This window comes from Paenibacillus sp. 1SOY10 (genome assembly GCF_056836745.1).
This window is the reverse complement of the sequence record NZ_JBXENK010000001.1, coordinates 258,118-281,367: the sequence shown is the minus strand read 5'-3', so window position 1 is coordinate 281,367 and position 23,250 is coordinate 258,118. Positions and strand designations below refer to the sequence as shown.

Annotated in this window: 21 protein-coding genes; 14 read left to right on the top strand and 7 right to left on the bottom strand. The window is 50.1% G+C overall.

The features are described 5' to 3' along the window. Positions 1 to 16: 16 nt before the first annotated feature. The gene (locus AC1VOR_RS01280; RefSeq protein ID WP_482615302.1) at positions 17 to 1,009 is read right to left on the bottom strand and encodes a YpdA family putative bacillithiol disulfide reductase; all 993 of its coding nucleotides are present in this window, start codon (positions 1,007 to 1,009) and stop codon (positions 17 to 19) included. A gap of 225 nt (positions 1,010 to 1,234) precedes the next feature. On the opposite strand from AC1VOR_RS01280, the gene AC1VOR_RS01275 reads away from it, so the two are divergent. Together AC1VOR_RS01275 and AC1VOR_RS01270 are read left to right on the top strand one after the other, a co-directional pair. Next, complete coding sequence (locus AC1VOR_RS01275) at positions 1,235 to 1,702, top strand: DUF3939 domain-containing protein (protein ID WP_482615301.1); 468 nt, start codon at positions 1,235 to 1,237, stop codon at positions 1,700 to 1,702. 104 nt (positions 1,703 to 1,806) lie between these two features. Beyond that, entirely contained in the window at positions 1,807 to 2,487 is a 681-nt protein-coding gene (locus tag AC1VOR_RS01270) for an HAD family hydrolase (RefSeq protein ID WP_482615299.1), read from the top strand. Here AC1VOR_RS01270 and AC1VOR_RS01265 read toward each other — a convergent pair. Next, positions 2,474 to 3,262, bottom strand: coding sequence for an alpha/beta hydrolase (locus AC1VOR_RS01265; RefSeq protein WP_482615297.1), 789 nt, complete (start codon positions 3,260 to 3,262; stop codon positions 2,474 to 2,476). The two genes, AC1VOR_RS01270 and AC1VOR_RS01265, sit on opposite strands and share 14 nt — an antisense overlap. Positions 3,263 to 3,433: 171 nt before the next feature. Here AC1VOR_RS01265 and AC1VOR_RS01260 point away from each other — a divergent pair, with 171 nt between their 5' ends. Beyond that, the gene (locus AC1VOR_RS01260) at positions 3,434 to 4,672 is read left to right on the top strand and encodes an MFS transporter (protein WP_482615295.1); all 1,239 of its coding nucleotides are present in this window, start codon (positions 3,434 to 3,436) and stop codon (positions 4,670 to 4,672) included. Between the two features lie 75 nt (positions 4,673 to 4,747). Here the strand turns inward: AC1VOR_RS01260 and AC1VOR_RS01255 are convergent, their stop codons facing one another. After that, complete coding sequence (locus AC1VOR_RS01255; RefSeq protein WP_482615294.1) at positions 4,748 to 4,987, bottom strand: hypothetical protein; 240 nt, start codon at positions 4,985 to 4,987, stop codon at positions 4,748 to 4,750. 373 nt (positions 4,988 to 5,360) lie between these two features. Between AC1VOR_RS01255 and AC1VOR_RS01250 the strand changes: the two genes are divergently transcribed. The 10 genes from AC1VOR_RS01250 to AC1VOR_RS01205 all read left to right on the top strand — a co-directional run bounded on the left by AC1VOR_RS01250 (position 5,361) and on the right by AC1VOR_RS01205 (position 17,172). Next, a complete protein-coding gene (locus AC1VOR_RS01250) occupies positions 5,361 to 6,185 on the top strand; it encodes a hypothetical protein (protein WP_482615292.1) in 825 nt (274 codons plus the stop codon). Between the two features lie 80 nt (positions 6,186 to 6,265). Beyond that, positions 6,266 to 7,072: an SDR family oxidoreductase gene (locus AC1VOR_RS01245; protein WP_482615291.1), complete on the top strand. Its 807-nt coding sequence runs from the start codon at positions 6,266 to 6,268 to the stop codon at positions 7,070 to 7,072. 137 nt (positions 7,073 to 7,209) lie between these two features. Beyond that, positions 7,210 to 7,599, top strand: a complete 390-nt coding sequence (locus AC1VOR_RS01240) for a DnaJ family domain-containing protein (protein ID WP_482615290.1) — start codon at positions 7,210 to 7,212, stop codon at positions 7,597 to 7,599. Next, positions 7,596 to 10,199: an ATP-dependent helicase HrpB gene (hrpB, locus tag AC1VOR_RS01235; RefSeq protein ID WP_482615289.1), complete on the top strand. Its 2,604-nt coding sequence runs from the start codon at positions 7,596 to 7,598 to the stop codon at positions 10,197 to 10,199. Before AC1VOR_RS01240 ends, hrpB begins: the two co-directional genes overlap by 4 nt. Positions 10,200 to 10,502: 303 nt before the next feature. Beyond that, positions 10,503 to 12,590 carry a glycosyl hydrolase family 18 protein gene (locus AC1VOR_RS01230; protein ID WP_482615287.1) on the top strand — a complete coding sequence of 696 codons (2,088 nt, stop codon included), beginning with the start codon at positions 10,503 to 10,505 and terminating at the stop codon, positions 12,588 to 12,590. Positions 12,591 to 12,942: 352 nt separating this feature from the next. After that, the gene (locus tag AC1VOR_RS01225; RefSeq protein ID WP_482615285.1) at positions 12,943 to 13,440 is read left to right on the top strand and encodes a PTS sugar transporter subunit IIA; all 498 of its coding nucleotides are present in this window, start codon (positions 12,943 to 12,945) and stop codon (positions 13,438 to 13,440) included. 29 nt (positions 13,441 to 13,469) lie between these two features. Continuing rightward, positions 13,470 to 14,951, top strand: a complete 1,482-nt coding sequence (gene nagE / locus AC1VOR_RS01220; RefSeq protein ID WP_482615284.1) for an N-acetylglucosamine-specific PTS transporter subunit IIBC — start codon at positions 13,470 to 13,472, stop codon at positions 14,949 to 14,951. Between the two features lie 235 nt (positions 14,952 to 15,186). Then, positions 15,187 to 16,023 (top strand): sensor histidine kinase, encoded by an 837-nt coding sequence (locus tag AC1VOR_RS01215; RefSeq protein WP_482615282.1) that lies wholly within the window; start codon positions 15,187 to 15,189, stop codon positions 16,021 to 16,023. After that, a complete protein-coding gene (locus AC1VOR_RS01210) occupies positions 16,020 to 16,670 on the top strand; it encodes a response regulator (RefSeq protein ID WP_482615280.1) in 651 nt (216 codons plus the stop codon). The genes AC1VOR_RS01215 and AC1VOR_RS01210 overlap by 4 nt, the downstream gene beginning before the upstream one ends. Positions 16,671 to 16,794: 124 nt before the next feature. Further along, positions 16,795 to 17,172, top strand: coding sequence for a cupredoxin domain-containing protein (locus AC1VOR_RS01205; protein ID WP_482615277.1), 378 nt, complete (start codon positions 16,795 to 16,797; stop codon positions 17,170 to 17,172). Positions 17,173 to 17,193: 21 nt separating this feature from the next. Here AC1VOR_RS01205 and AC1VOR_RS01200 read toward each other — a convergent pair whose 3' ends face one another. Beyond that, positions 17,194 to 18,081, bottom strand: a complete 888-nt coding sequence (locus AC1VOR_RS01200; RefSeq protein ID WP_482615276.1) for a helix-turn-helix domain-containing protein — start codon at positions 18,079 to 18,081, stop codon at positions 17,194 to 17,196. A gap of 182 nt (positions 18,082 to 18,263) precedes the next feature. Between AC1VOR_RS01200 and AC1VOR_RS01195 the strand changes: the two genes are divergently transcribed. After that, the gene (locus tag AC1VOR_RS01195; RefSeq protein ID WP_482615274.1) at positions 18,264 to 20,924 is read left to right on the top strand and encodes a family 78 glycoside hydrolase catalytic domain; all 2,661 of its coding nucleotides are present in this window, start codon (positions 18,264 to 18,266) and stop codon (positions 20,922 to 20,924) included. Between the two features lie 137 nt (positions 20,925 to 21,061). Here AC1VOR_RS01195 and AC1VOR_RS01190 read toward each other — a convergent pair whose 3' ends face one another. From AC1VOR_RS01190 to AC1VOR_RS01180, 3 genes are read right to left on the bottom strand one after another with little or no spacing between them, the layout of a single operon-like run. Further along, complete coding sequence (locus AC1VOR_RS01190) at positions 21,062 to 21,361, bottom strand: metal-sulfur cluster assembly factor (protein WP_482615272.1); 300 nt, start codon at positions 21,359 to 21,361, stop codon at positions 21,062 to 21,064. Between the two features lie 22 nt (positions 21,362 to 21,383). Beyond that, positions 21,384 to 22,625, bottom strand: a complete 1,242-nt coding sequence (locus AC1VOR_RS01185; RefSeq protein WP_482615270.1) for a hypothetical protein — start codon at positions 22,623 to 22,625, stop codon at positions 21,384 to 21,386. A gap of 14 nt (positions 22,626 to 22,639) precedes the next feature. Next, positions 22,640 to 23,206, bottom strand: coding sequence for a DUF2249 domain-containing protein (locus tag AC1VOR_RS01180; protein ID WP_482615269.1), 567 nt, complete (start codon positions 23,204 to 23,206; stop codon positions 22,640 to 22,642). Between the last annotated feature and the right edge of the window lie 44 nt (positions 23,207 to 23,250).

Below are 23,250 nucleotides of genomic sequence, written 5' to 3'. Positions count from 1 at the left end.
CGTGCCAACTTGGGCACTAACTCTTGGATGGGAATGCCGTGGTTAAATGTTCGGCAATCAAACGTCCATGGCCCCGGCCAGTCTCAATAAATACTTCGTTGGCATTGCGGCCTGAGGCGATAACTCCGGCAACGTACAATCCAGGTACATTGGTCTCCATCGTGTCCGGGTTAAATACGGGCTTCTCCATATCGCCCGCCATCTCGACACCCGCCGAGAAGAGCAGCTTGCGATCGGGACGGAACCCGGTTAATGCCAGAACAAAATCATTGGCGTGCTCAGTAAGCTCACCGTCTATACCAGACTCCACTACGACGTGGCCCGGATGAATCTCGATGACCCGTGCATTGAGGCGCAAAGCAATTTTCCCTTTACTTACGGCGCTTTCAAACAGTGGACGCACCCAGGGCTTGATATTAGCCGAAAGGTCATCCCCGCGATAAACGACGGTTACCTTGGCATCTACGCGAATTAGCTCCAGCGCAGCGTCCACTGCGGAGTTGCTGCCTCCGATAATCGTGACCTTCATTCCCGTATAAGGGTGAGCCTCCTGGAAATAATGCGAAACCTTATCTGTATCTTCTCCCGGAATGCCTAAAATATTGGGATGATCAAAGTATCCTGTTGAGAGAATAACATGGCGTCCGGCATATTCTGCTTGCTCGCCGTTGCGCTTGAGCGAATGAACGATGAAGCTTCCATCTGGTTGCTGGTCAATGGTGGTTGCTTCCTCGTAAGCAGATATAGGCAACTGATAATGTTCGCTTACTCTCCGGTAATAAGACAAAGCTTCATGACGGAAAGGCTTGTCATTAGGTGAGGCAAAGGGAACATCACCAATCTCGAGCAGTTCAGCGGTACTGAAAAATTGCATATAAGTAGGGTAAGAGTAGATGGAGTGAACAAGGCAATGCTTCTCCAGTACGAGCACTTCCAGTCCGCGTCTGCGGCATTCAATCGCCGCTGATAATCCGCAGGGACCGGCACCAATAACAATAACATCCAGCATAGGGACCTCCTGATTTACATAGGTTTCAAACCTTTTTCAAAACAATTACATCCTACCGCAAATGCCTTGGAATAGCCAGATGTCGAGCTGAATTGCCTAGATGTGAAAGTTGTGTCAATCCTATGACATCTATGCTTTTCAGGGTTCAAATTCAGATTTTTTGAGTAAACTATACTGTAAGCGTATACTTTAAAATTGAAGTAACTGATTTAGGAGGTGCCGAACATGTTGTCATGGTTTAAAAGACAAAAACCTGCTCGTGCGAGGGTCCCTGTTGCGATTGAAGTATCCTTGGATGAAGTCAGACGGGCTGTGCTTCGTTATGAAACAGAGATGCCCGAAGGCATAAACCGGTTATCCTTGCTGCTTCCGGACGGTAGTCTGGACATGAAGCGGCTGTCACGATATTTAGGCGGGATAACAGATCAAAGCTTTTATTTGTCGAGAGAAACCTATGAAATCTTTACGGAAGAGGAACGGGAAATTCCTTATTATCTGGATATGGTTCAGGAAGCCGTGGACAGTTATGTCGAAGAGAAAGGCAAGCTACCTGTGCTGGAGCAGTCCCCCGACTATGAAGTGGATGTCAAGATGCTCATGAGAGAACATTATCTAAAAGAGCTTCCGCCATTCGCCTTGTATGTTACGGAACAGGAATTAATGCTCACCCATCGTCCCAAGCAAGTGATATAAAGCCAGGCGCAAACCGAAGAACCTTCGCGTTTGCGCTTTTTTATTTGACAGGCTGATTTACAATAGAGAGAGACATCTTGGGAAAGTGGGGAAGAAGGTTGCAGTTGAAAGCTGTTTTATTTGATCTTGATAATACGTTGATGGACCGGGATAATACGTTCCTTAGTTTCACCTGGCAATTGGTGCGGGAATGTCTGGTACCTATGGAGAAGGCCGATGCGGACAAGCTTGTTGCGGAGATTATCGTACGTGACGCGGATGGCTATAGAGTGAAGGAAGAATTTTTCCTTGAACTAATTGATTTTTTACCCTGGCGTCAAAAGCCTTCCTTGGAGCAGCTCCAGTCTTATTATGACCAGCATTATATGACACATGCCATCGATACTCTGCAAGCCTGCCGTAATATGGGGCTGCGACTGGGGATTATTACGAATGGGCACAGCCATTTGCAACATCGCAAGATTGATCTGCTTGGCTTAAGAGAATATTTTGATACGATCGTAATCTCGGGAGAAGTTGGCTTGAGTAAGCCTGATCCCCAAATCTACAGATTGGCTTTGGAACGCCTTGGCGTCGCGACGGATCAATGTGTCCTCGTTGGGGATCATCCCCGTAACGACATTTGGGGAGCGGCCCAGGTAGGATTGCAAGCGATCTGGCTGAGGAGGAAGCATGAATGGAATGAGGAGCTCACCGTGGGGAAGCCCTGGAGAACCGTCATGGAATTAGACGAGGTTCCGGGATTGCTTCCCCAGTTTGAGCCAGGGAGTATCAATAAGGCCTAAGTGGAAGCCATTTCAATACATCCTGGATGCGTGCATCCCAGTAACTCCATTCGTGGGCCCCAGGTCCTTCCTCGTAAGTTAGCGGAATATTCAGGCGGTTACAGGCCGCTCGGAACGTCTGGTTATCCTCGTACAGAAAATCTTCTGTGCCGCAGCATTGATAAAGGGCGGGGAGGGGTAGACCATGGTGTGCTTTTTCAGCAAAGGGTTCAAGTAACGTCATCAGGTCGTTGTCGGTACCTCTGGGCCCGGATTCGCCAAACACGCTGATCAATAGGGAAGACAGCTCTTGGGAGTGCTCGGCTCTGCTCACAATATCTAGTGCGCCGGATAAGCTGGCTGCGGCGGCAAACATCTCTGGCTTACGCAAAGCTAGCTTGAAGGCACCATAGCCGCCCATGGACAGCCCGGCGACAAACGTATCTTCGCGTCTAGGAGACAGCGGGAAGAAGGAGCGGCACAATCGCGGGAGCTCCTCGCTAATAAACGTCCAGTAACGGTTACCATAAGCCATATCGGTGTAGAAGCTGCGATCTACCTGTGGCATCACGACAGCCAGCCCAAGTTCTGCCACGTAACGTTCAATAGAGGTGCGACGCAACCAAATCGAGTCATCGTCCGACAGGCCATGCAGTAAATATAAGGTAGGGTAAGGACCGGGAATTTCCGGGGTTGCCATGCCGATTTGCGATTTGGCTGGCTGCGGAAGGATGACCGTCATGGATGTGCTGAGTCCTAGGGATTCTGAGAAAAAACGAGTTTGAAATAATGCCATGTTTTATACTCCTCTTCAATGTATTCGCTTTCAATATTGTCATAGCTTAATTATACCTCGGGATAGTTGGAAATTCTAAATATTTCAGATCGTTCCGCGGTAATTCGTGCTAGAATTAGGGTATCGGGTTTATTCCAGGGTATCGAAGTGACAACGCTGGGGGTGGATCGAATGGATGATTTCCCCTGGAAAAGAAATCTGTACGTGCTTTGGGTTGGTGTCTTTTTTTGCAGCACCGCGTATTCCATGGTTATACCGTTCATGTCTTTATTTATTGCTCATGATCTTGGGGTTACAGAGCATTTGACTCTGTTGTCGGGCTTTGCTTTCGGCATTACTTTTTTGGCAGGAGCTTTAATCTCTCCGTATTGGGGTTCGCTTTCGGACAAGTACGGCCGCAAACCGATGCTGCTGCGCTCTGGCTTTGCCTTATGCGGGGTGTATATTCTGAATTCCTTTGTACAGGACCCTTACCAGTTGATTGCTGTGCGTATCCTATCAGGATTGCTGGCGGGATACGTTCCCTCGGCAATTGCACTCGTGGCGACGAATACACCGGAGAAGCATGTTGGCTACTCACTTGGAATTATGTCCACTGCAGGTGCGGCTGGAGGTATTATCGGACCCCTGATCGGCGGATCACTCACCAAATTCATCGGTTTTCGCGAGTCATTTCTGGTAGCGGGAGGGGTGGTGCTGTTTTCAGCGCTCATCGCTCTGTTGTTTGTGAAGGAACAGAATTTTGACCGCAATCGCGAACGCTCACATGTGCTTGATGATCTCAAGGAAGCCAAGGCTAATCGTCCTTTGATGGGCAACCTATCGATCGTACTACTTGTCACGGCCTCCGTAATGGTGCTGGAACCGTTGCTCTCGCTGTATGTACTGGATCTTGGTTCTACGGTCGCGGATGCTTCCTTCAGCTCGGGGATTATCTTCTCGGCCGTTGGTATTTCCACCGTCATTGCGGCTCCATTCTGGGGCAAAATTGGTCAGCGCATCGGCTATCGCAATACGCTCATGATCGGTCTTATAGGAGGCGGAGTGGGCAATATTATGCAGCATTTTATCCATGACCTGGTGGCATTCGGGGTGCTGCGATTTGTATATGGCTTATTCTTTGCCGCTGTTTTTCCAGCGCTTAACGCACTCATCGTCCAGTCGACTCGTTCCGAGTTTCGGGGTCGGGCATTTAGCTTGAACCAATCCGCCAGTCAGCTTGGCAACATGGTTGGTCCCATTGCTGGGGGGACGCTGGGAGGTTGGATTTCCATTCCTGTTGTGTTCGTATTAAACGGCATGTTGCTTGTAATTACGGCCTTAACCATGAAGTTCAAACCTATGGTTGGAGCGGGTAACGAGAGCAAGCAGCAGGATCGGGGACAAACCGTAAACGGTCCTAAAGCTTAAAAGGAAATAGAAGGCTCCCTTCCTGAACATAGCCGGGAAGGGAGCCTTCTATATGTTTACCTCGGGACCAGCAAATTAATAGAGTGAGAGAGCCACGGAGTCAAATTCGCTCTTGCTATGCAAGATTGCCTCGGAGCCTTCAATTTCGATACTGATCAGCGAATTCAAGCATCTTTTTAAGGCTTGTTTGCCGTTGTAATACTTGTATTCGAGCGCGCTGGTCAGCAATCTCAAAGTGCGCTGTACAGGTTGCTTGCTGTCAACATCAAAATAAACGGGAACCATATTGTCTTGAAAGTTAATTAGAATTCTCATAAATAATCACCTCTATACAGTGGTTTCATAGTACTGATCATAAAATAGAAATCTTAAAAAAAGCTTAAGAAAACCTTATGTTTAGATAAATGTTTGTGTCATGAATGACAGGAATAGAAGCCTACCTATCATTGTTTAGACTTATTACGATCCATAGAATTAAAAAGTTTCAACTCTATTAAAATTTGTGCTTCGAAGACTATATTTATGGGTAATATGTAATGGTTTGGAATATATTTCCGAGTATTGACAGCTAGAAAATGATATAATTCTCACATTAGTGCTGTGACATTATACCCGGAAATAGGTTAATAGTACATAGATAAAGCTTGATTGCTGAATAGTCACTAGTCGTTCTGAAGGAGTTGGACAGATGTTTATTACAAATTCTGCTCGCAAGCGGACTCTGAGCCTGGAAGGCAAGGAATTGGCATTTCTGGTTCAGCGTCTGGGATTGAAGTCTTGGCCGGAAGCGGATCATCCTTTTGCGGCTTTTCTAGGACAAGAGGAGTTATCGGGGAAGACTTTGGAAGAGGGCGGGGATTTGCTTAGGTCAAAAGGTTACCTGGTGTCCAGGCCTTCAGGCGAAGAACTGGAACTTCCGCCGGGAATGAAGAAGGAATTAAATGCGGTGCTACCGGCAGTCAAGGGGTGTCGGCTTACTTATCATAGCGGTCAGCAAAGCTATGACGAGTACTGTTACTCTGCAGGTGATTATGTGGTGCGCATGGAACGTTTACCTCGGAAGAACTCTGACAAGTACAGTCTCAAACGTGGTGGAGCAAGACAGATATGCGCAAGACTGGCGAATAGAATGAAATGGAGCACACGAACCTCCGGCGAACTACCCGCTTTACTAATGTCGAGGAACCAATTTGAAGCTGTGTTGAACGAAGCTCCCAAGCTTGACCTGATAACACTAACCGACAGGCTTGCCAGAATTACGGATGATGCGGAAGGCAGTATTGCACTGGCCCGATGTATTTGGATGCGTATCGCCTACGGAGATATCCAGTGCTTCACCCGTCAGCAGGGAGGATGGGAGCGCCAGCATATTCAGTTTATGAATAGTGAACATACAAGCTGGCTGATTCGTTCCAGCACAAAACATGATGAGGATTGGATGATCGCGACTCCTACACCAAGTCAGGCATTCCAAGAGATGCTGCAGCTATGGCTGTGCCAGCCGGTGGATTGAACAGCCGTTATGGTTAAACTACATTCAAAAATGGGTATTCTGAAAGAAATGGACCCTATGAATAGAATGGAGTGTGACGTATGACGGGAAAACAGGAAGAACGCCGTGGTCGCTTTGAAGGCAAGGTAGCCATTGTTACGGGGGCAGGTTCCGGCATCGGCAAAGCGACAGCTATGAAATTGGCAAGCGAAGGCGCCAAGGTCGCGTTGTTTGATCTATTGGACGAGCGAACAGGGCAGGTTGCCGGGGAGATTAATGCCTTGTACGAAGGGGCTGCTCGTGCTTTTGATGTAGATGTCTCCAATTCGCAGCGGGTAGAACAAGCAGTTACTGAGGCGGTCAAGGAATTTGGCAGAATCGATATTGTATTTGCCAATGCTGGTATTAACGGCAAACTGGCGCCGGTGGATGAATTGAGTGTTGAAGAATGGGAAAAGACGTTGAACATTAACTTGACGGGTACATTCCTAACGGTGAAATATACGGTTCCTTATTTGAAAAAGCAGGGCGGCAGCATCATTATTACAAGTTCAATTAATGGTAACGACAAGTTCTCAGGCTTTGGCATGTCGGCATACAGTGCGACCAAGGCTGGTCAAGTCGCTTTCGCCAAGATGATTGCTCTCGAACTGGCCCGTTACCGAATTCGTGTTAATGCAATTAGTCCGGGAGCTATTGCTACCAATATTGACAAGTCTACGGAGAAGAGCAAGGAACTGGAGGAGATTATTATTCCTGTGGAATATCCCGAGGGCTCTCAGCCGCTGGCTCATGGTCCGGGGCAGCCGGAGCAGGTTGCCGATCTAGTTACCTTTCTCGCCTCCGATGAATCCATTCATATCACTGGGGCTCGTGTTGTGATAGACGGTGCAGAATCCCTGCTTTAAGAGGAGTTCAAAAAGTCGCTTTAAGGCTATGAACAAATAAATCCGGTTCAATTCGTACCCTCCGCTGATGCGGGGGGTGTTTGTTTTGGTCAGAGAAGGGGCCGTGCTATGATAGATATATATGATTGATGGAGGCGATGGGGATGTTGTCCTGGCTGGCCGAACAGAAGATTACAGAAGCGATGCGGCAGGGAGAGTTCGACAACTTGCCCGGAGAAGGCAAGCCGCTGAAAATAGAAGATTTGTCGGGGGTGCCTGAAGAACTGCGGATGGCGTATAAGGTCATGAAAAATGCGGGATATGTTCCCGAAGAAATTCAATTAAGCCAAGACTTGGTACGCCTTGACGATTTGATTGCCGCTTGCGGAGATGGGCCGGAACGGTGGGCCCTCCAGCGCAAACGCTCGGAGCAGCAATTACGCTTGAATATGTTGGCGGATCAGCGGGGATTACAGCATAATGCGGCATTTCGGCAATATGAAGGAGCGATTCGCCGAAGATTAGAATATGTAAGGAGAGAAACATGACTATTGTACCGATGCCAATCGATGAAGTTATTCCTGATGTAAAGGTAGCCTTGCGTGGAGCCGGAGTGGCGGTGCTGCTTGCGGAGCCGGGAGCGGGGAAGACGACATGCACTCCCCTCGCTTTGCTAAGCGAGCCGTGGATGGACGGACAGCAGATGTTGCTGCTGGAGCCCCGGCGACTTGCCGCGCGTTCGGCTGCTATATATATGGCGGCACAGCTTGGTGAGCCTGTAGGAGTGACTGTGGGCTACCGGATGCGCGGAGACAGTCGTGTATCGGAGCGAACTCGGATCACCGTTGTGACCGAGGGGATCTTGACCCGCTTGTTGCAGCAAGATCCGGCTTTGCTGGGCACGGGGCTCGTTATTTTTGACGAGTTCCATGAGCGTAGTCTGCATGCCGATCTGGGTCTGGCTCTGGCATGGCAAAGCCGTCAATTGCTGCGCGAGGATTTACGGCTACTGGTGATGTCAGCCACCCTAGACCCGGCGCCGATTGCCCGGCTGCTGGATGAAGCGCCGATCGTGCAAAGCTCGGGCCGGATGTACCCCGTCGAGACGATCCATGCGGGGGGACCGGCCAAGGAACCGTTAGAGCAGACGGTGGAGCGGACGGTTCGCCGGGCACTGGCGGAGCATGAGGGCAGCTTGCTTGTCTTTCTGCCGGGGGCGCGGGAAATTCGCCGGGTTGGTGATGCTTTACGGGCAAGAGGACTGCCGGATGGCGTTCTGCTGACACCGCTATATGGGGCGCTGCCGCCAGCAGAGCAGCGGCGGGCCATCGAGGCGCCACCCGCAGGCCAGCGCAAGATTGTGCTGGCTACCTCCATCGCCGAGTCCAGCTTGACAGTGAACGGTGTGACGGTGGTGATCGACAGTGGGCTGCGCCGCACGTCGCTCTTCTCGCCTCGCACCGGCATGAGTCGGTTGGTCACCGTGAGAGCCGCACGGGACTCCGTCGATCAGCGGCGTGGGCGGGCCGGGCGTACGGCACCAGGCGTATGCTACCGCCTCTGGAGTGAGGAGGCGGATCGCCAGCTTGAGGCGCGCACGCCGCCGGAGATGCTGGAGGCGGACCTGGCGCCACTGGCGCTGGAGCTGGCCGCGTGGGGAGCAGCCACGCCAGAGGAACTGGCGTGGCTGGACGCTCCGCCGTCGGCGCCGTATGCCCGCGCCGTGCAGCTCCTGCGCGAGCTGGCGGCGCTGGACGAGAACGGCCGTGTCACGGCACACGGCCGCCGTATGGCCGCGCTCGGGCTGCACCCGCGCCTGGCGCATATGCTGCTGCGCGCCCGCGAGCTCGGGCTTGGCGCGGAAGCGTGCGCTCTGGCCGCGCTGCTGGAGGAGCGTGGCCTGCTGCGCGGGCCAGCCGGCGAAGGCGCGGACCTGCGCAGCAAGCTGGCGCTGGTGCTGGCCGCCACTGGGCTGGCGGCTAGCGGGCCTCGCCCCGCAGCAAGCGGCGCCTATGCGCCGGCGGACCGCGACGCCTTGCAGCGCATCGCGGACCTGGCGCGCCAGTGGGCGCAGCGGCTCGCGGAGCTTGAGCCCGCGGATACCGCCGCGCTGGCTCCCGGCACAGCCGCCACGGTGGCCAGCGCTAGTGCACCCGCAGCGGCGGCCTTGGACGCAGACCGCTGGTGCGGCCTGCTGGTGGCCTTTGCTTACCCGGACCGCATCGCCGCACGCCGTCCGGATGGCCGCTATCTGCTACAGGGTGGGCGCGGTGCCCACTTAACAACAAAGGATTTGCTAGGCACGGCATCCTTCCTGGCTATCGCTGATATCGACGATGAAGGAGTAGAGGGCCGCATTTGGCTAGCTGCTCCCTTGAACGAAGAGGATCTGTACCATTACTGCTCAGGGGACATTCGCGAGGAACGGAGTGCTATTTGGGACGAGGCCTCAGGCATGGTTCGCGCCCGGATTCGTCGTACGCTAGGCGCGATTGTGCTAAGAGAACAGCCCGATCCTGAACCAGGCGCAGAGCAATTGCTTCAAGCGTGGCTAGCTGCCGTTGTCACGAAGGGGGTTGGATTCCTTCCGTGGACGGATAAGGCCCGCAAGTTGCAAGCACGGCTACTGTTCCTGCATCGGCTAGACAGCAAATGGCCAGATGTGTCCGATGAGACCTTGGCAGCAACGGCCGAAGAATGGTTGGCTCCCTATTTATCCGGAGTTCGTAAGCGTTCTGACTTGCAGGCCTTGTCCCTGTACAATATTCTGGAGCATCGGCTTACTTGGTCACAGCAGCAAGCGCTGAATGATGAAGCTCCCAGCCATCTGCTAGTGCCGAGTGGCTCGAAAATTCAGGTGCATTATGAAGGATCACAGGCTCCGTATGCCGCTGTACGGCTTCAGGAGGTATTTGGTCTGATGGAGACGCCCCGTGTGGGATTCGGTCAAGTGCCCATCACGCTGCATCTGCTATCTCCGGCAAGTCGCCCTGTTCAGGTGACAGCCGATTTACGCAGCTTCTGGGCTAATACCTATTTTGAGGTCAAAAAGGACCTGAAAGGCCGCTATCCCAAGCATTATTGGCCTGATAACCCGCTTGAGGCCACCGCAACGCGCAGGGTACGTCCGCCGGAGGGCAAACGATAGGCGAGGGAAAATGACGATAGAGTCACACGGATTTAACAGTATAGGTCAGACGGCTTGGCTTACAGTCGCAGCGTTCCTTTTGGGGCGCTGTTTTTTTGCGCCCGTTTCTGTCTATTCTTTGTCTCATTTTGTCCGTTTTTCTCTGAAAATTCGAGAAAATAATAGAAATTTATCCTTTAATCGCCATTTTATTTGTGATTTAATAGATTTGTAAACTCTTACAATATGGTAGAGGAGGGCGGTTTGCTTACTTTATTCCATTCTATTTCATCACATTAATTACGAGAGAGAGGGATCTAAGTTATGCATTCAAAAAGGCATGCACGTTTCGCCAGAAAGTGGAAGCTGTTCACAATGACCTGTTTGGCCTTGTCACTGCTTCTTCCGGGAGGTCTATTCCAGCCTGAACCCGCGAAGGCCGCGGACGATTATAAGATTGTGGCCTATTATCCTTCATGGGGAGCCTACGCACGTAATTTTAACGTTTATGATATCGATGCTTCCAAGGTTACGCACATCAACTATGCCTTTGCCGATATCGCTTGGGATGGACGGCATGGTAATCCTGACCCTACAGGGCCTAATCCAATCACATGGCCTACTCAGGACGAGAAGGGACTAGCGATCAATGTGCCTAATGGCACAATTGTACTGGGAGATCCGTGGATTGATACCGGCAAGCAATTTCCGGGAGATGTTTGGGATCAGCCTTATGCGGGCAACATTCATCAGTTGAATAAGCTGAAACAGGCCAATCATCATCTGAAGACGATCATTTCGGTAGGGGGCTGGACCTGGTCCAATCGCTTCAGTGATGTGGCAGCAAGCCAAGTCACTCGCGAGACCTTTGCAAATTCAGCCGTAGACTTCCTGCGCAAATTCAATTTTGACGGGGTTGACCTGGACTGGGAATACCCGGTTTCGGGTGGTCTTCCAGGCAACAGCTACCGGGCGGAAGATAAGCAAAATTATACGAAACTGCTGCAAGAAATTCGTAACAAGCTCGATGCGGCAGGCGCGGCTGACGGCAAGCACTATTTGCTGACGATTGCTTCCGGTGCGTCACCGGCTTTCGTGAACAATTCAGAGCTTGGTAATATCGCTTCGATTGTCGATTGGATTAATATTATGACTTATGATTTTAACGGAGGATGGCAGCAGGTTACCGGCCATAATGCTCCGTTGTACTTTGATCCGGCTGCTGAAGCTGCTGGTGTGCCAAGCGCCTCAACCTTCAATGGGGATGTGGCAGTTCAAGGCCATTTGAGCGCAGGGGTTCCAGCAAGCAAGCTGGTGCTCGGTGTACCGTTCTATGGACGGGGCTGGGATGGAGTGACTAGTGGCAACGGACAATACCAAAGTGCAAGTGGAGCTTCCTCTGCAGGAACATGGGAACCGGGCGTGTTCGACTTCAGTGACTTGGAATCCAATTATATCAACAAGAACGGTTACACCCGTTACTGGAACGACACGGCCAAGGTACCTTATTTGCACAATCCGTCCACCGGCCGGTTTATCACTTACGATGATACCCAATCTATCGGCTACAAGACCGATTACATCAAGAATCGTGGCTTGGCGGGAGCGATGTTCTGGGAGCTTAGTAGTGACCGTAACAAGACACTGCTAACTAAGCTGCGCAATGATCTTGGCGGTACAGTTACGCCGCCGGGAGATACGACTCCACCGACTGCTCCAACGGGAGTAACGGTTACCGGCAAGACAAGCAACTCGGTTACGTTAACGTGGCAGGCTTCCAGTGATAATGTTGGCGTAGCGGGTTATGTAGTCTACCGTGACGGGGCACAGGCTGCAGCCGTGAACGGCACGACGGCCACGATTAGCGGTCTGACCCCATCGACGACCTACAGCTTTACTGTTGTGGCCCGAGATGCTGCGGGCAACACATCTCCCGCCAGCGGAGCGGTAAGCGCAACAACGGAAGCGGGAACGATTCCGGGAGATACGGTTCCACCTACCGCACCGGGCAATGTGAGCGTTACTGGCAAAACTTCAACAACTGTATCCTTAAGCTGGGGAGCTTCCACAGATAATGTGGGTGTTACTGTTTATGAGGTTTACAATGGAAGTCAACTGGCTGCGTCCGTAAGCAACCTGACGGCGACGATTAGCGGCCTGGCACCAGCGACATCGTATACTTTTACGGTGGTGGCGAAGGATGCTGCGGGGAATAGCTCACCAGCCAGCAATGCGGTAACGGCTGTGACAGATTCCGGGGATACGGGAGTAGAGGCTTGGGCGCCTTATACGGCTTATACTGTTAACCAACTCGTTTCCCACAACGGCATTATTTATAAGGTGATCCAATCACACACCTCGTTACCTGGGTGGGAACCCAATGTAGTACCAGCCTTATTCCAAGCGCAATAAAGGCGGTGGCTATAGAAAATATTATCCCGCTTTTTAGAAGGATTTCTCCTTGAAATTCGGGTATCAAGGACTAGTAAAAATATGAAGTGAACGCTTTCAATTTTATGGTTGACGCTGGACAATGGTTGAACTATTATAATCACATAACCGAAAACGAAATGACTTTTGGCGTGTTACCATAAACGAATGGGCATGAGCCGAGAAGAGTACACCAGCAACTTTGGGGTTCTTTTCTTGGCTCTTTTTTATGGCCTCATAAGCTGGGTAATATTTCATCAAAAGGCAGAAACAGTTCGGGATGAAGCGTTGTATAGAAAGAGATAAATAGAATTCGTTTGGGGAGGACATCATCTTGTTTTCAAAATGGAAAAAGAAAAATACGGAGAAGCAAGCTGTAGAAATTGCATCACCACTTACCGGGGAGGCCGTAGCCTTGACCCAGGTTCCTGACGAAGCATTTGCCGGAGGGCATATGGGCCCAGGGTTAGCCATTGAACCTAGCGAGGGAAGATTGGTTGCCCCGTTTGACGGAAAGGTTGTACATGTCATTAAAAGTAGCCATGCGCTAATGATCGAGAGCACCACGGGTTTGCAATTTCTGTTTCATTTGGGTATCAACACAGTTTCGCTTAAAGGAGAGGGTTTTGTCACCCATGTTGCGGCAGGCGATCAAGTTAAGGCAGGTCAATTGTTGATTGAATTTGACATCGCTAAAATCCGGGCAGCCGGTTATCCGGTGATCTCACCAATCATAGTAACAAACGCTGAAGAAGCAGCAAGCAGTGTAGAAATAGTCACCGGTCCTGTGACGGCAGGCGGAAATGTTGTTTTGAAGGCGGTTTTACAATAAAACCAGAGTTAGGAAAGGATGATTCAAAGATGCTAGCTTTTCTGCAGAAGATCGGTAAGTCGTTAATGCTACCGGTTGCAACACTGCCTGCTGCAGCTATTCTGCTCAGGTTCGGAAGCATCGACTACATCAACGAGTTTCACTTGGGGCAGTCGGTTGGGGGATTCCTGAACACTTATATCGCTCCATTCCTGGCGGCAGGCGGGGGAACGATATTTGATAATCTTCCACTCATTTTTGCCGTTGGTGTAGCCATCGGTTTGGCTGGAGATGCTGTAGCTGCTTTGTCAGCAGTCATCGGCCAGTTGATCCTGTTGAACGTATTGGACCGGGTACCGGGAATATTCCCGGAGCTCATGCAATCCGCTGATACGAAGCTCAACATGGGGGTTCTGGGCGGGATTATCGTCGGTTGTATCTCGGCCTACCTTTACAAGCGATACCACAACATCAAGCTACCGGATTGGCTAGGCTTCTTCGGAGGCAAACGTTTTGTACCCATGATCACAGCTTTAACCATGGTTGTAGTGGGCTTGATTCTCGGCTTGATCTGGGGGCCGGTTCAGAATGTGCTCGATACGTTCGGCAACTGGGTCACCAGTCTCGGCGGGTTCGGCTCGGCTATTCATATCGTGGCCAACCGCTTGTTGATTCCGTTCGGCCTGCATCACATTCTTAATTCCATCGTATGGTTCCAAATTGGTGATTTCACCAATGCTGCCGGAGATGTCATTCATGGCGACTTGCACCGCTTCTTTGCTGGTGATCCAACGGCAGGGATGTTTATGACAGGGTTCTTCCCGATCATGATGTTTGGTCTGCCGGCTGCTGCTTTTGCTATCATTCATACAGCTAGACCAGAGAGACGTAAACTGGTTAGCTCCATCTTCCTGGGTGCTGCGCTGGCCTCTTTCTTGACCGGGATTACTGAACCGCTTGAATTTGCGTTCATGTTTGTGGCTCCTGTGTTGTATGGGGTACATGCCTTGTTGTCCGGGGTTGCCGCGTATGTTACTTATGCGCTAGGCATGAAGCTGGGCTTTGGATTCTCGGCAGGTTTCATTGACTATGCGATTAACTATCAAATCTCGACAAAACCTTTGTTATTGATCCCAGTAGGGTTGGTTACGGCCGCTGTCTATTATGTGATCTTCCGCTTCATGATCGTCAAGTTTAACTTGAAGACACCAGGGCGCGAAGTGGCAGGGGATATTGGTGAAGTGACTGAAGCAGATACATTAACTGCTACTTCTGCTACAGGATCAGCTTCGTCAGCCGATAGCAGATCCGCCAAAATCTTGGCGAACATCGGCGGAGCGGAGAATGTGGAATCTGTGGATGCGTGCATTACCCGCCTTCGCCTGATCGTCAAAGACGACAAGGTTGTCAATGATGCCGGATTGAAGCAGCTTGGTGCAGCAGGCGTCATGAGATTAGGCAAAGGCGCAGTCCAGGTCGTTTTCGGACCACAATCCGAAGCGATCAAGGATGATATCAAGAAATTGCTGTAGGACAATGGCACACTGTTGAGTAATAGCAATATGACCTTTATCAACAATCTCATGGTAATACACGGATAACTTTAGCAGGGCGGAACGGCAATTCCGCTCTGCTTTTTCTATTACGGTTCAAAGGGGCAATTGGATTCACTTTTGCTGTTTTTCTTCTGGACTTGCCAGCTTAGTGCGTGGTTAGGTAAAGTTAAGTCGGGTAATGGTTGAAGTGGATGGGGAGGTAGATGCAGAGTTGTCTTACAAATTTACGAAGTGGATGATTTTGATTGTTCCTACGTTAATTGTTGGTTTATGGGAATATGTACGCCATCAATTTTTAATGCCGTTCATATCTATGGATTTGGGCAATGTATTGACACCGGTTATTCTCTTTGCGGTTAGCATAACGCTCCTGAATCGTTGGTTTTCTTATTTGGAACAGATGCAGGAAGAACTGCAACGCGAGCGGGCATTGAAGGCCAAGCTGGAGCAGCGGGAGCAACTTGCCCGTGAGCTTCATGATGGCATAGCCCAGTCGTTGTTTATGTTATCGGTGAAGGTGGACCGGGCACAGCGGCAACGAGGTGCGGACAGTGGAGATGAGGAGTGGCATGAACTGCGGAAGGCCATTCACAAGGTCAATCGTTATGTTCGTGAGGCGATCTCCGATTTGCGAGTTCCTGCGGATGTTAAGGAGGAGGGGGCGGCTAGCACATCCATGTCAGCACGGATTCGCCAGATGGCAGCCGAGCAGCAATTGGTTCTGCATATAGATTGGCAGCTCAATGAGGATGAGTGGTCGACGAAAGCCAGGATGGAGTTGTTATCGTGCATTCGTGAAGCTTTTATTAATGTAGGAAAACATGCTGGCGTCTCGGAGGTCTCAATCGCGGCCACGGGTAATGCAGAATCCTTTAATACCGTCATAACGGATTACGGAAGCGGCTTTGTTGTGCAGGAAGCGGCCGAACCAGGACGTTACGGCTTGCAAATTATGCGGGAGCGAGCTAGCGGAATGGGCTGGACACTCCAGGTGACCTCCCGTCCGGGAGCTACTACGCTACAAATTACGGGAGGGGTGGAGGTATGAAGGTACGGGTACTCGTTGTTGATGATCATCCTCATGCGCGAGAAGCCATCGGAGATATTCTGGCAGAAGATCCGAGTTTTGAAATCATAGCCTATGCCGAGAACGGTGACGAAGCCATCTCGCAAACGGAGCTATGGATGCCGGATTTAATATTGATGGATATTCATATGCCGGGTAAAGATGGACTAGAAGCAACGCGGGAAATCAAGCTGCGTTATCCCTATGTCAAAATTGTGCTGATTACCGTATCGGATGATGCTGCTCATTTATTCGAAGCGTTGAAGCAAGGGGCGCAGGGTTACCTGTTGAAGAATTTGGAGCCCGGTACCTGGCTGGAATACTTGCGGGCCATCGCCAGCGACGAGGCGCCGTTATCCAGCGAATTGGCCCTGCGTATCTTGCAGGAATTCTCTCTAATGAAGAAAGAGGCCGGGGAGACATCACCGTTAACGGCGCGTGAACGAGAAATCCTGGGCTGGGTGGCCCAGGGGATGACCAATCGGGAGATCGGCGCAGTGCTGCATATTTCCGATCAAACGGTCAAAAATCATCTCAAGAACATTTTGCAGAAGCTGCATTTGGAGAACCGGGTTCAATTAACAAGATACGCCCTGGAGCAGGGGTGGGTGGACCGCCGCCGTAGTTGATATCGCTCAGAAGAGGACTATGATACATAGAAGGAAACTTATTTCGTTGTGACAGAAATCACAATTGCAGTGCTTCTCTCATTCTACACTTGTAGTAATAGGGCAAGTGAAGGAGGGAACGTGAATGGGCTATCGTTGGTTAGTGATGACAGGTCTGTTAGCCGGAATACTTCTGTTGGCGGCGTGTGCGGATGGACCGGGGCGTTATATTGGAGAAGAGCCGTCTGCACTGAAGGGATCGGCTAAGGAGTTTACTATACATGCCGAGCCTTCCGGTTATGACACGAAGGAGATTAGAGTTAAGCGCGGAGACACCGTACGTATTAAGCTGGTGAACACCCAGGGGATGCATTCCTTGAAAATTGCTGGCTACAAGCAGGAAGTGCGAGGTGGGAAGACAATTACCTTTGTTGCAGATCAAGCGGGGGAGTTCGAATTCTCATGTAACATCTCCTGCGGCAAGGATCACAAGCAAATGAAGGGGACCTTCATCGTCAAATAAAGCAAGCAGGCGGGGCTTGTTTTATTTGCGGATATGATCTATACTCATTGACTTTCGATATTGCTGAGGAGTTATCCCGATTTTCCTTTTGAATAGGCTATGAAAAAATTTAAGATCCGTATAACCTACTGCGGAGGCAATTTCACTGACATGACTTCGACCCGTCGTGAGCAAATGACAGGCCGCCTCCAAGCGAATACTTTGCACGTAGTTCATGAAGCTCATCCCGGTCTGCGCCTGAAAGAGACGGCTGAAGTGTCTTTCACTAAGATTGGCCTTCGCGGCCAGTTCATTTAGTGTCAGAGGATTGGCATAATGAAAGTGGATATAGGCGATGATCTCGTCGACGGCAATCCATTGCGGCTTATCTCCAGCGGGGGCGTCAATCTGCATTTGATGTCTATACATTCCCGTCAATATTTGGACGATAATTGCAGATAGTACAGCCAAGAACCCTGGTGGCTTGGCCGAGAACTCCCGATATAATTCTTTAAACATGGTATTATAGGTCCCGACTGCATCCTTCATAGAGAACCAGTCTGGGCTACCCTCCGAAAAAAAGCTGAATATCTCTGAAGCTTGGGGGAAAGCGCTAGCAAGCTCACGTATAAAACTCACAGGAAATAAGCAGTTGTAAACAATCAGCGGAGTATCTTTCTTCGGAGTTTTTGGACGAAAGACATGACTGTATCCTACCGGTATGAAGAACAAGGTACCATGCTCCACAGGAACCGCTGCATCGGCAATGTAGTGGACCCCGGAACCCTCGCTTACATAAGTAATTTCCAGAAATTCATGGGAATGATACTCCATTTCAAATGTTTCCTGAGCCCGGTTTACATAAACGGGCACATCAGGTTCGAAGAAACTTTCCCCCGTCATAACATACGTAGTGCGTATTTTATTCACTTTGAATTCCCTCTTTTTTTGAACATCTGTGTCATTTTATCTTATGTTATCACATTATGAATGTCTAGATTGACCTATGAATTTGTCGGTAAAGCCCCCCAACGATTTGAATATTGCCTTTTACAATAGAGGTAATGATGCATGCTTACTACTACAGCATCCGTATAGGAGGATCCGATATCATGGCCAATTTTGAAGTATCCAATCTGCAGGTGAATTACAGAGTAAATCCTTTGGGAATTGATGATCTTCATCCCCGTCTAAGTTGGCAAATCAAATCGGCAACCAGAAATTTCATCCAAGTTGCCTACCAAATTCAGGTCTCTCATAGCCTAGACTTCACTGTAGAACATGTGTGGGACTCTGAAAAGGTGGACTCGGAGGTCAATATACATGTCGAGTATCAAGGGCCTGCTCTGCAATCCCGTACTCGTTACTATTTCAGAGTTCGCGTGTGGGACCGCGCGGGGAATGCTTCAGGATGGAGTGAACCCGGATACTGGGAGACGGCTTTGCTGGCGACGGAGGAATGGCAAGCCAACTGGATTGAAGCCCCTCAAAGTCTCAACAAAGACGGAGAATCCGCCTGTGATTATTTCCGTGTTGACTTTACGGTTCCCGCTGATGTCGTGTCCGCGCGAGTGTATGCAACTTCGCTGGGGGTCTATCGGCTACACGTAAATGGGGATGTGGCGGATGATACCTTGTTTAACCCGGGATGGACCAGCTATCATCAACGGCTGCAATACCAGACCTATGATGTGACATCCTTCATCTCCCCCGGCCAGAATACGCTGGGATGTATTGTAGGGAATGGCTGGTATAAAGGTTATTTAACTTGGGACACAGACAAAAAAGATGTGTATGGTAAATCCCGCAAGCTCCTGATCCAAATGCATATTACGCTTTCGGACGGGTCCGAGCAAGTCCTTGTGTCCGATGCAAGCTGGCGCACTTCATCTGGGCCCGTATTAATGTCTGATTTGTATCATGGAGAAACCTATGATGCCCGGCTCGAATTAGATGGGTGGTCTTCTCCAGGTTATGAAGATCAGGCGTGGTCCGGAGTTAACGTTGTTGGTTCATCAACCTCTACACTGGTCGCCCAGGAGAATGAACCGGCAAGAATTATAGAGACAATCAAGCCGATCGCAGTCCTGAACACGCCTAAAGGTGAGATCGTATTGGACATGGGCCAGAATATGGTAGGTTGGATTAAATTTGCGATTCGCGCCAAAGCTGGAACAAAGATAACGTTACAGCATGCTGAGGTGCTTGATCGAGAGGGGAATTTCTATACGGGAAACTTGCGTTCAGCCAAGCAGACCGTGACCTATATCTGCCGTGGTGGCGATCCAGAAATTTATGAGCCTCATTTTACTTTCCAAGGGTTTCGTTACGTGAAGGTGGAAGGTTTGCCACAAGATCAACTGCTTGAGCAGTTTGCAGGCTGCGTCATTCATTCCGATTTGCAGCATACCGGGCATTTCCGCTGTTCGGATGATTTAATCAATCAGTTGCAGCATAACATTCTTTGGGGGCAAAAAGGGAACTTCCTCGATGTGCCGACAGATTGCCCGCAACGTGATGAACGATTGGGTTGGACGGGAGATGCACAGGTATTTATTCGTACCGCGGCGTATAACATGAACGTGGTACCTTTCTTTGAAAAATGGCTAAAAGATCTGGCAGTTGATCAAGGAAGCGATGGAAGAATCCCACATGTTATTCCTGATGTTCTAGATGTCAGTGACGGTTCGTCTGCATGGGGAGATGCGGCCGTGATTTGTCCCTGGACCCTTTACCAATGTTATGGGGATGTCCGTGTTCTACAAACCCAATATCCCAGCATGAAAGCCTGGGTTGAATATATTCGATCGCAGGGAGAAGATGAATTTCTGTGGAATACAGGGTTTCATTTCGGCGATTGGCTGGGTCTCGATGCCAAAGAGAATAGTGTAGAGGGCGCAACGCCCAAGGATTTGATTGCTACCGCTTATTACGCTTATTCAACGGAGCTGCTGGCCAAAACGGCTGCAGTGCTTGGGCAGACGGAGGATGCGGAACACTATCAGGTATTGCATGAGCATATCATTCAGGCTTTCCGCCAGGAATTTGTGACTCCAAGTGGCCGGGTTGCTTCCCCGACGCAAACAGCTTATGCCTTGGCCCTGATGTTTGATCTGCTGGATGAGAAGGACCGCAGCCGGACAGCGAGAATGCTGGCTGAGCATATCGAAGGCAACGGAAAACATCTGACAACCGGCTTTGTCGGAACCCCTTATCTATGTCATGTGCTTTCCCGGTATGGTTATACAGACTTGGCTTATGAACTGGTGCTGCAGAAGGAATATCCGTCCTGGCTGTACTCTGTACTCCAGGGAGCAACCACAATTTGGGAGCATTGGGATGGAATCAAGGCAGATGGCTCATTCTGGAGCGATAATATGAATTCCTTTAATCATTACGCTTATGGCGCCATTGGAGATTGGCTCTACCAGGTTGCTGGCGGTATTCAGTTAATGGAGCCGGGTTATAAGAAAATCCGGATTCAACCCGAGCTTGGAGAACATCTGACCTCAGCAGAGGCTGAGTTGCAATCCATGTATGGCACCATCCAAACCGCCTGGAGAAAACAACCTGACGGTTCCACCGAGATAGATGTAATGATCCCGGCGAATACAACAGCAGAAATCATTCTTCCTACAAATCTGTCAAGCCGTATTTTAGAGCAAGGACAATCTTTGGAGCACGTGGGTGGAGTGTCTGATGTAGAGACAACTGCACAAGGAACAAAGGTAACGGTGGGGTCAGGAGAATATCACTTTATGATTGCTAAGTGATTTTGTACTGCAAAAGCCCATGAGGTAGGTTGAAATCGGAGATGGATTGAATTCAATGCGATTAGCATAGACAAAAGTAAGTGTCAAAGATATTCATTCTTTGGCACTTACTTTTTTATCATTATCATATTTCGGACTTAGAAATGCCCAAGTTCCTCCTTGGCGGCTTCGGACATATTGGCAGGGGACCAGCGAGGCTCCCAGACGATATCGACCTCCGGATCGGTGATGCCTAACTGGTCATTCAATGCAAAGCGGACACCACCTACAATGGTGTCATGCATGGGACAGCCCGGCGTGGTCAAGGTCATTTGAATATAAACCTGATCTTCGTCCTCCCGAATATCGTATACCAGTCCAAGATCAACAATGTTGACACCAAGCTCCGGATCATAGACCTGACGTAAGGCTTCACGAATTTGTTCGATTCTGTTCATGGATCATTCCTCCAGCTTGAATTTAGTGGGCAAATACCAAAGCGATAATTGTGATATAGGCGAGGGAGACAACCGAAAGCACAGCTCCTCCCAGCGCAACGACTAGCGAAAGCCCAAGAACCAGTCCGATCAGAACCGTCAAATTGGCACATAAGATAAGGGTTAAGCCAAGATTGACCTTGCGATCATCCAGCAGATCTGCGAGTACCGGTGTTCCTGGCTTCCCGGCTTGTTTGCCATATTTGTGAGTCCACCATAGGAACGGTACGATCTTCGATACATAACCAAGTACAGTAAAGGACACCCAGCAGCTAAGATACACCCAACCTGCAACTAACACGGTAGACGTATCCAGCAAGTTCTCCGGCAGCAAGATGGCTCGAATGAAGAACAAGGTGGTAAATAAGGCCAGCAATTGGCTCCCTGTAACAGCCCATTCAATGCCAGCACCGGGGCTGCGCTTGTGCCGTTTCTTACGAATTTGCAGCAAATGTATATTGTAGACAATCAGCGCGATAGCCATAAGCCCTAATGCGGTAATCTTAAATCCGATGGGGGACCCCAGCAGGAAGGAGCCTGCTCCCAGTAACACACCGGCATTCCACAAACCAAGCACGACATACTCCAACCGGAGAGGATAGTCATGGGATAGATAGAACATGGGCAGTAGCTTGTAGCTGAATCCGGTGATTAAAAGACCAAACCATCCCAATGTACCTAGCCAGATATGGGCGCCGAACAGGTTCTCATGCCAATCGCTCCATAAGCCGGTAGCAAAGCCGATACCCATCGTCATCCCGGTTAAGCCGGTTAATAGCAGAAAGACTACAGCGCAAGCGGTGCTGAGAGTGATAGCATTCCAAAGCTGCGCGCGCAGCAGGGTTGCGGCCATATTCCAGACGAATAGTACGATGCCGGAGAAGGCAACGGTAGCAAAACCGCCAATCCAATACGTATCTCCTTGGACAAAGCCGAACAGCAAACCAAACAATCCAACGGTAAACAAGACGTAATGGATATAACCAAGTCGCTCACTGTAGAGGGTGGCTTGCAGGATAACGTTGATCAACTGGTAAACGGCACCCATCGCCAGCATAGTAGCCCACCCTAATACAAACAGATGAACCTGGAACCAGCCGGCCGGGCCACGAATATCCTCGCCGAGCCAGCCTGTAAGTGACATGAGGGAGGTAGCATGGAAAAGAACAAATCCGAAAATCCCTGTAACGATAAATAAAAAGGGCAGACGGGACATTGCCGGCATAGGTGGTCACCTCCTTAGGGCTTGCGTATCTTCACCTTGGCTGATCCATCGGGTTGTTCCTCGACAGTATAGGTACAGCCTAAGTTGTTCAATTCCTCAATTAAAAAAACAGGAACGCGATCGTTGTGGATATGCACCTCTCCACCCGGCTTGCTCCGGCCAACGGCTGCAAGGGTACGGACCATGGGTTGAGGGGGTTCCAGTCCACGATTATCCAGTTCGATGATGGACTGCTTCTCTTCCGTAGAACAGTCCTGTGCATTGAGGGAAGCATTCGAATGAGCCTCTGTCGATTTCCCTTCCTCAGCACCCTCGGGCTGCTGTTCCAGCCAAGTCTTATTCTTTTTGTGGACAAAGGTGGTCACCCAATGCTCTTTCTCCAGCATCTCCGCTTTACCAGCGAATCCTCTCATCTTCAGCAAGCCAATCAGTGGTGTGGGCTTGAAGGTGGCATGGAGGACGAAGATGTCGTCCTGCTCGACCGTCTTGAGGGTATCCATAATAAGCTGGAATGGTTCCAGCTTGTTTCTGAGTTGTTCGCGTACATCCAGTTCAATGACTTTGGCATCTGCTTGATTCATGTTCAATCACCTCTATAATTATTTATTTTTACAGGGTTGGCCAA

Bases quoted from the DNA above. Each gene is read 5' to 3' on its own strand.
- AC1VOR_RS01280 (WP_482615302.1), bottom strand. From the start codon at position 1,009: ATGCTGGATGTTATTGTTATTGGTGCCGGTCCCTGCGGATTATCAGCG.
- AC1VOR_RS01275 (WP_482615301.1), top strand. From the start codon at position 1,235: ATGTTGTCATGGTTTAAAAGACAAAAACCTGCTCGTGCGAGGGTCCCT.
- AC1VOR_RS01265 (WP_482615297.1), bottom strand. From the start codon at position 3,262: ATGGCATTATTTCAAACTCGTTTTTTCTCAGAATCCCTAGGACTCAGC.
- AC1VOR_RS01260 (WP_482615295.1), top strand. From the start codon at position 3,434: ATGGATGATTTCCCCTGGAAAAGAAATCTGTACGTGCTTTGGGTTGGT.
- AC1VOR_RS01255 (WP_482615294.1), bottom strand. From the start codon at position 4,987: ATGAGAATTCTAATTAACTTTCAAGACAATATGGTTCCCGTTTATTTT.
- AC1VOR_RS01250 (WP_482615292.1), top strand. From the start codon at position 5,361: ATGTTTATTACAAATTCTGCTCGCAAGCGGACTCTGAGCCTGGAAGGC.
- AC1VOR_RS01245 (WP_482615291.1), top strand. From the start codon at position 6,266: ATGACGGGAAAACAGGAAGAACGCCGTGGTCGCTTTGAAGGCAAGGTA.
- AC1VOR_RS01240 (WP_482615290.1), top strand. From the start codon at position 7,210: ATGGGGATGTTGTCCTGGCTGGCCGAACAGAAGATTACAGAAGCGATG.
- hrpB (WP_482615289.1), top strand. From the start codon at position 7,596: ATGACTATTGTACCGATGCCAATCGATGAAGTTATTCCTGATGTAAAG.
- AC1VOR_RS01230 (WP_482615287.1), top strand. From the start codon at position 10,503: ATGCATTCAAAAAGGCATGCACGTTTCGCCAGAAAGTGGAAGCTGTTC.
- nagE (WP_482615284.1), top strand. From the start codon at position 13,470: ATGCTAGCTTTTCTGCAGAAGATCGGTAAGTCGTTAATGCTACCGGTT.
- AC1VOR_RS01210 (WP_482615280.1), top strand. From the start codon at position 16,020: ATGAAGGTACGGGTACTCGTTGTTGATGATCATCCTCATGCGCGAGAA.
- AC1VOR_RS01205 (WP_482615277.1), top strand. From the start codon at position 16,795: ATGGGCTATCGTTGGTTAGTGATGACAGGTCTGTTAGCCGGAATACTT.
- AC1VOR_RS01195 (WP_482615274.1), top strand. From the start codon at position 18,264: ATGGCCAATTTTGAAGTATCCAATCTGCAGGTGAATTACAGAGTAAAT.
- AC1VOR_RS01190 (WP_482615272.1), bottom strand. From the start codon at position 21,361: ATGAACAGAATCGAACAAATTCGTGAAGCCTTACGTCAGGTCTATGAT.
- AC1VOR_RS01185 (WP_482615270.1), bottom strand. From the start codon at position 22,625: ATGCCGGCAATGTCCCGTCTGCCCTTTTTATTTATCGTTACAGGGATT.
- AC1VOR_RS01180 (WP_482615269.1), bottom strand. From the start codon at position 23,206: ATGAATCAAGCAGATGCCAAAGTCATTGAACTGGATGTACGCGAACAA.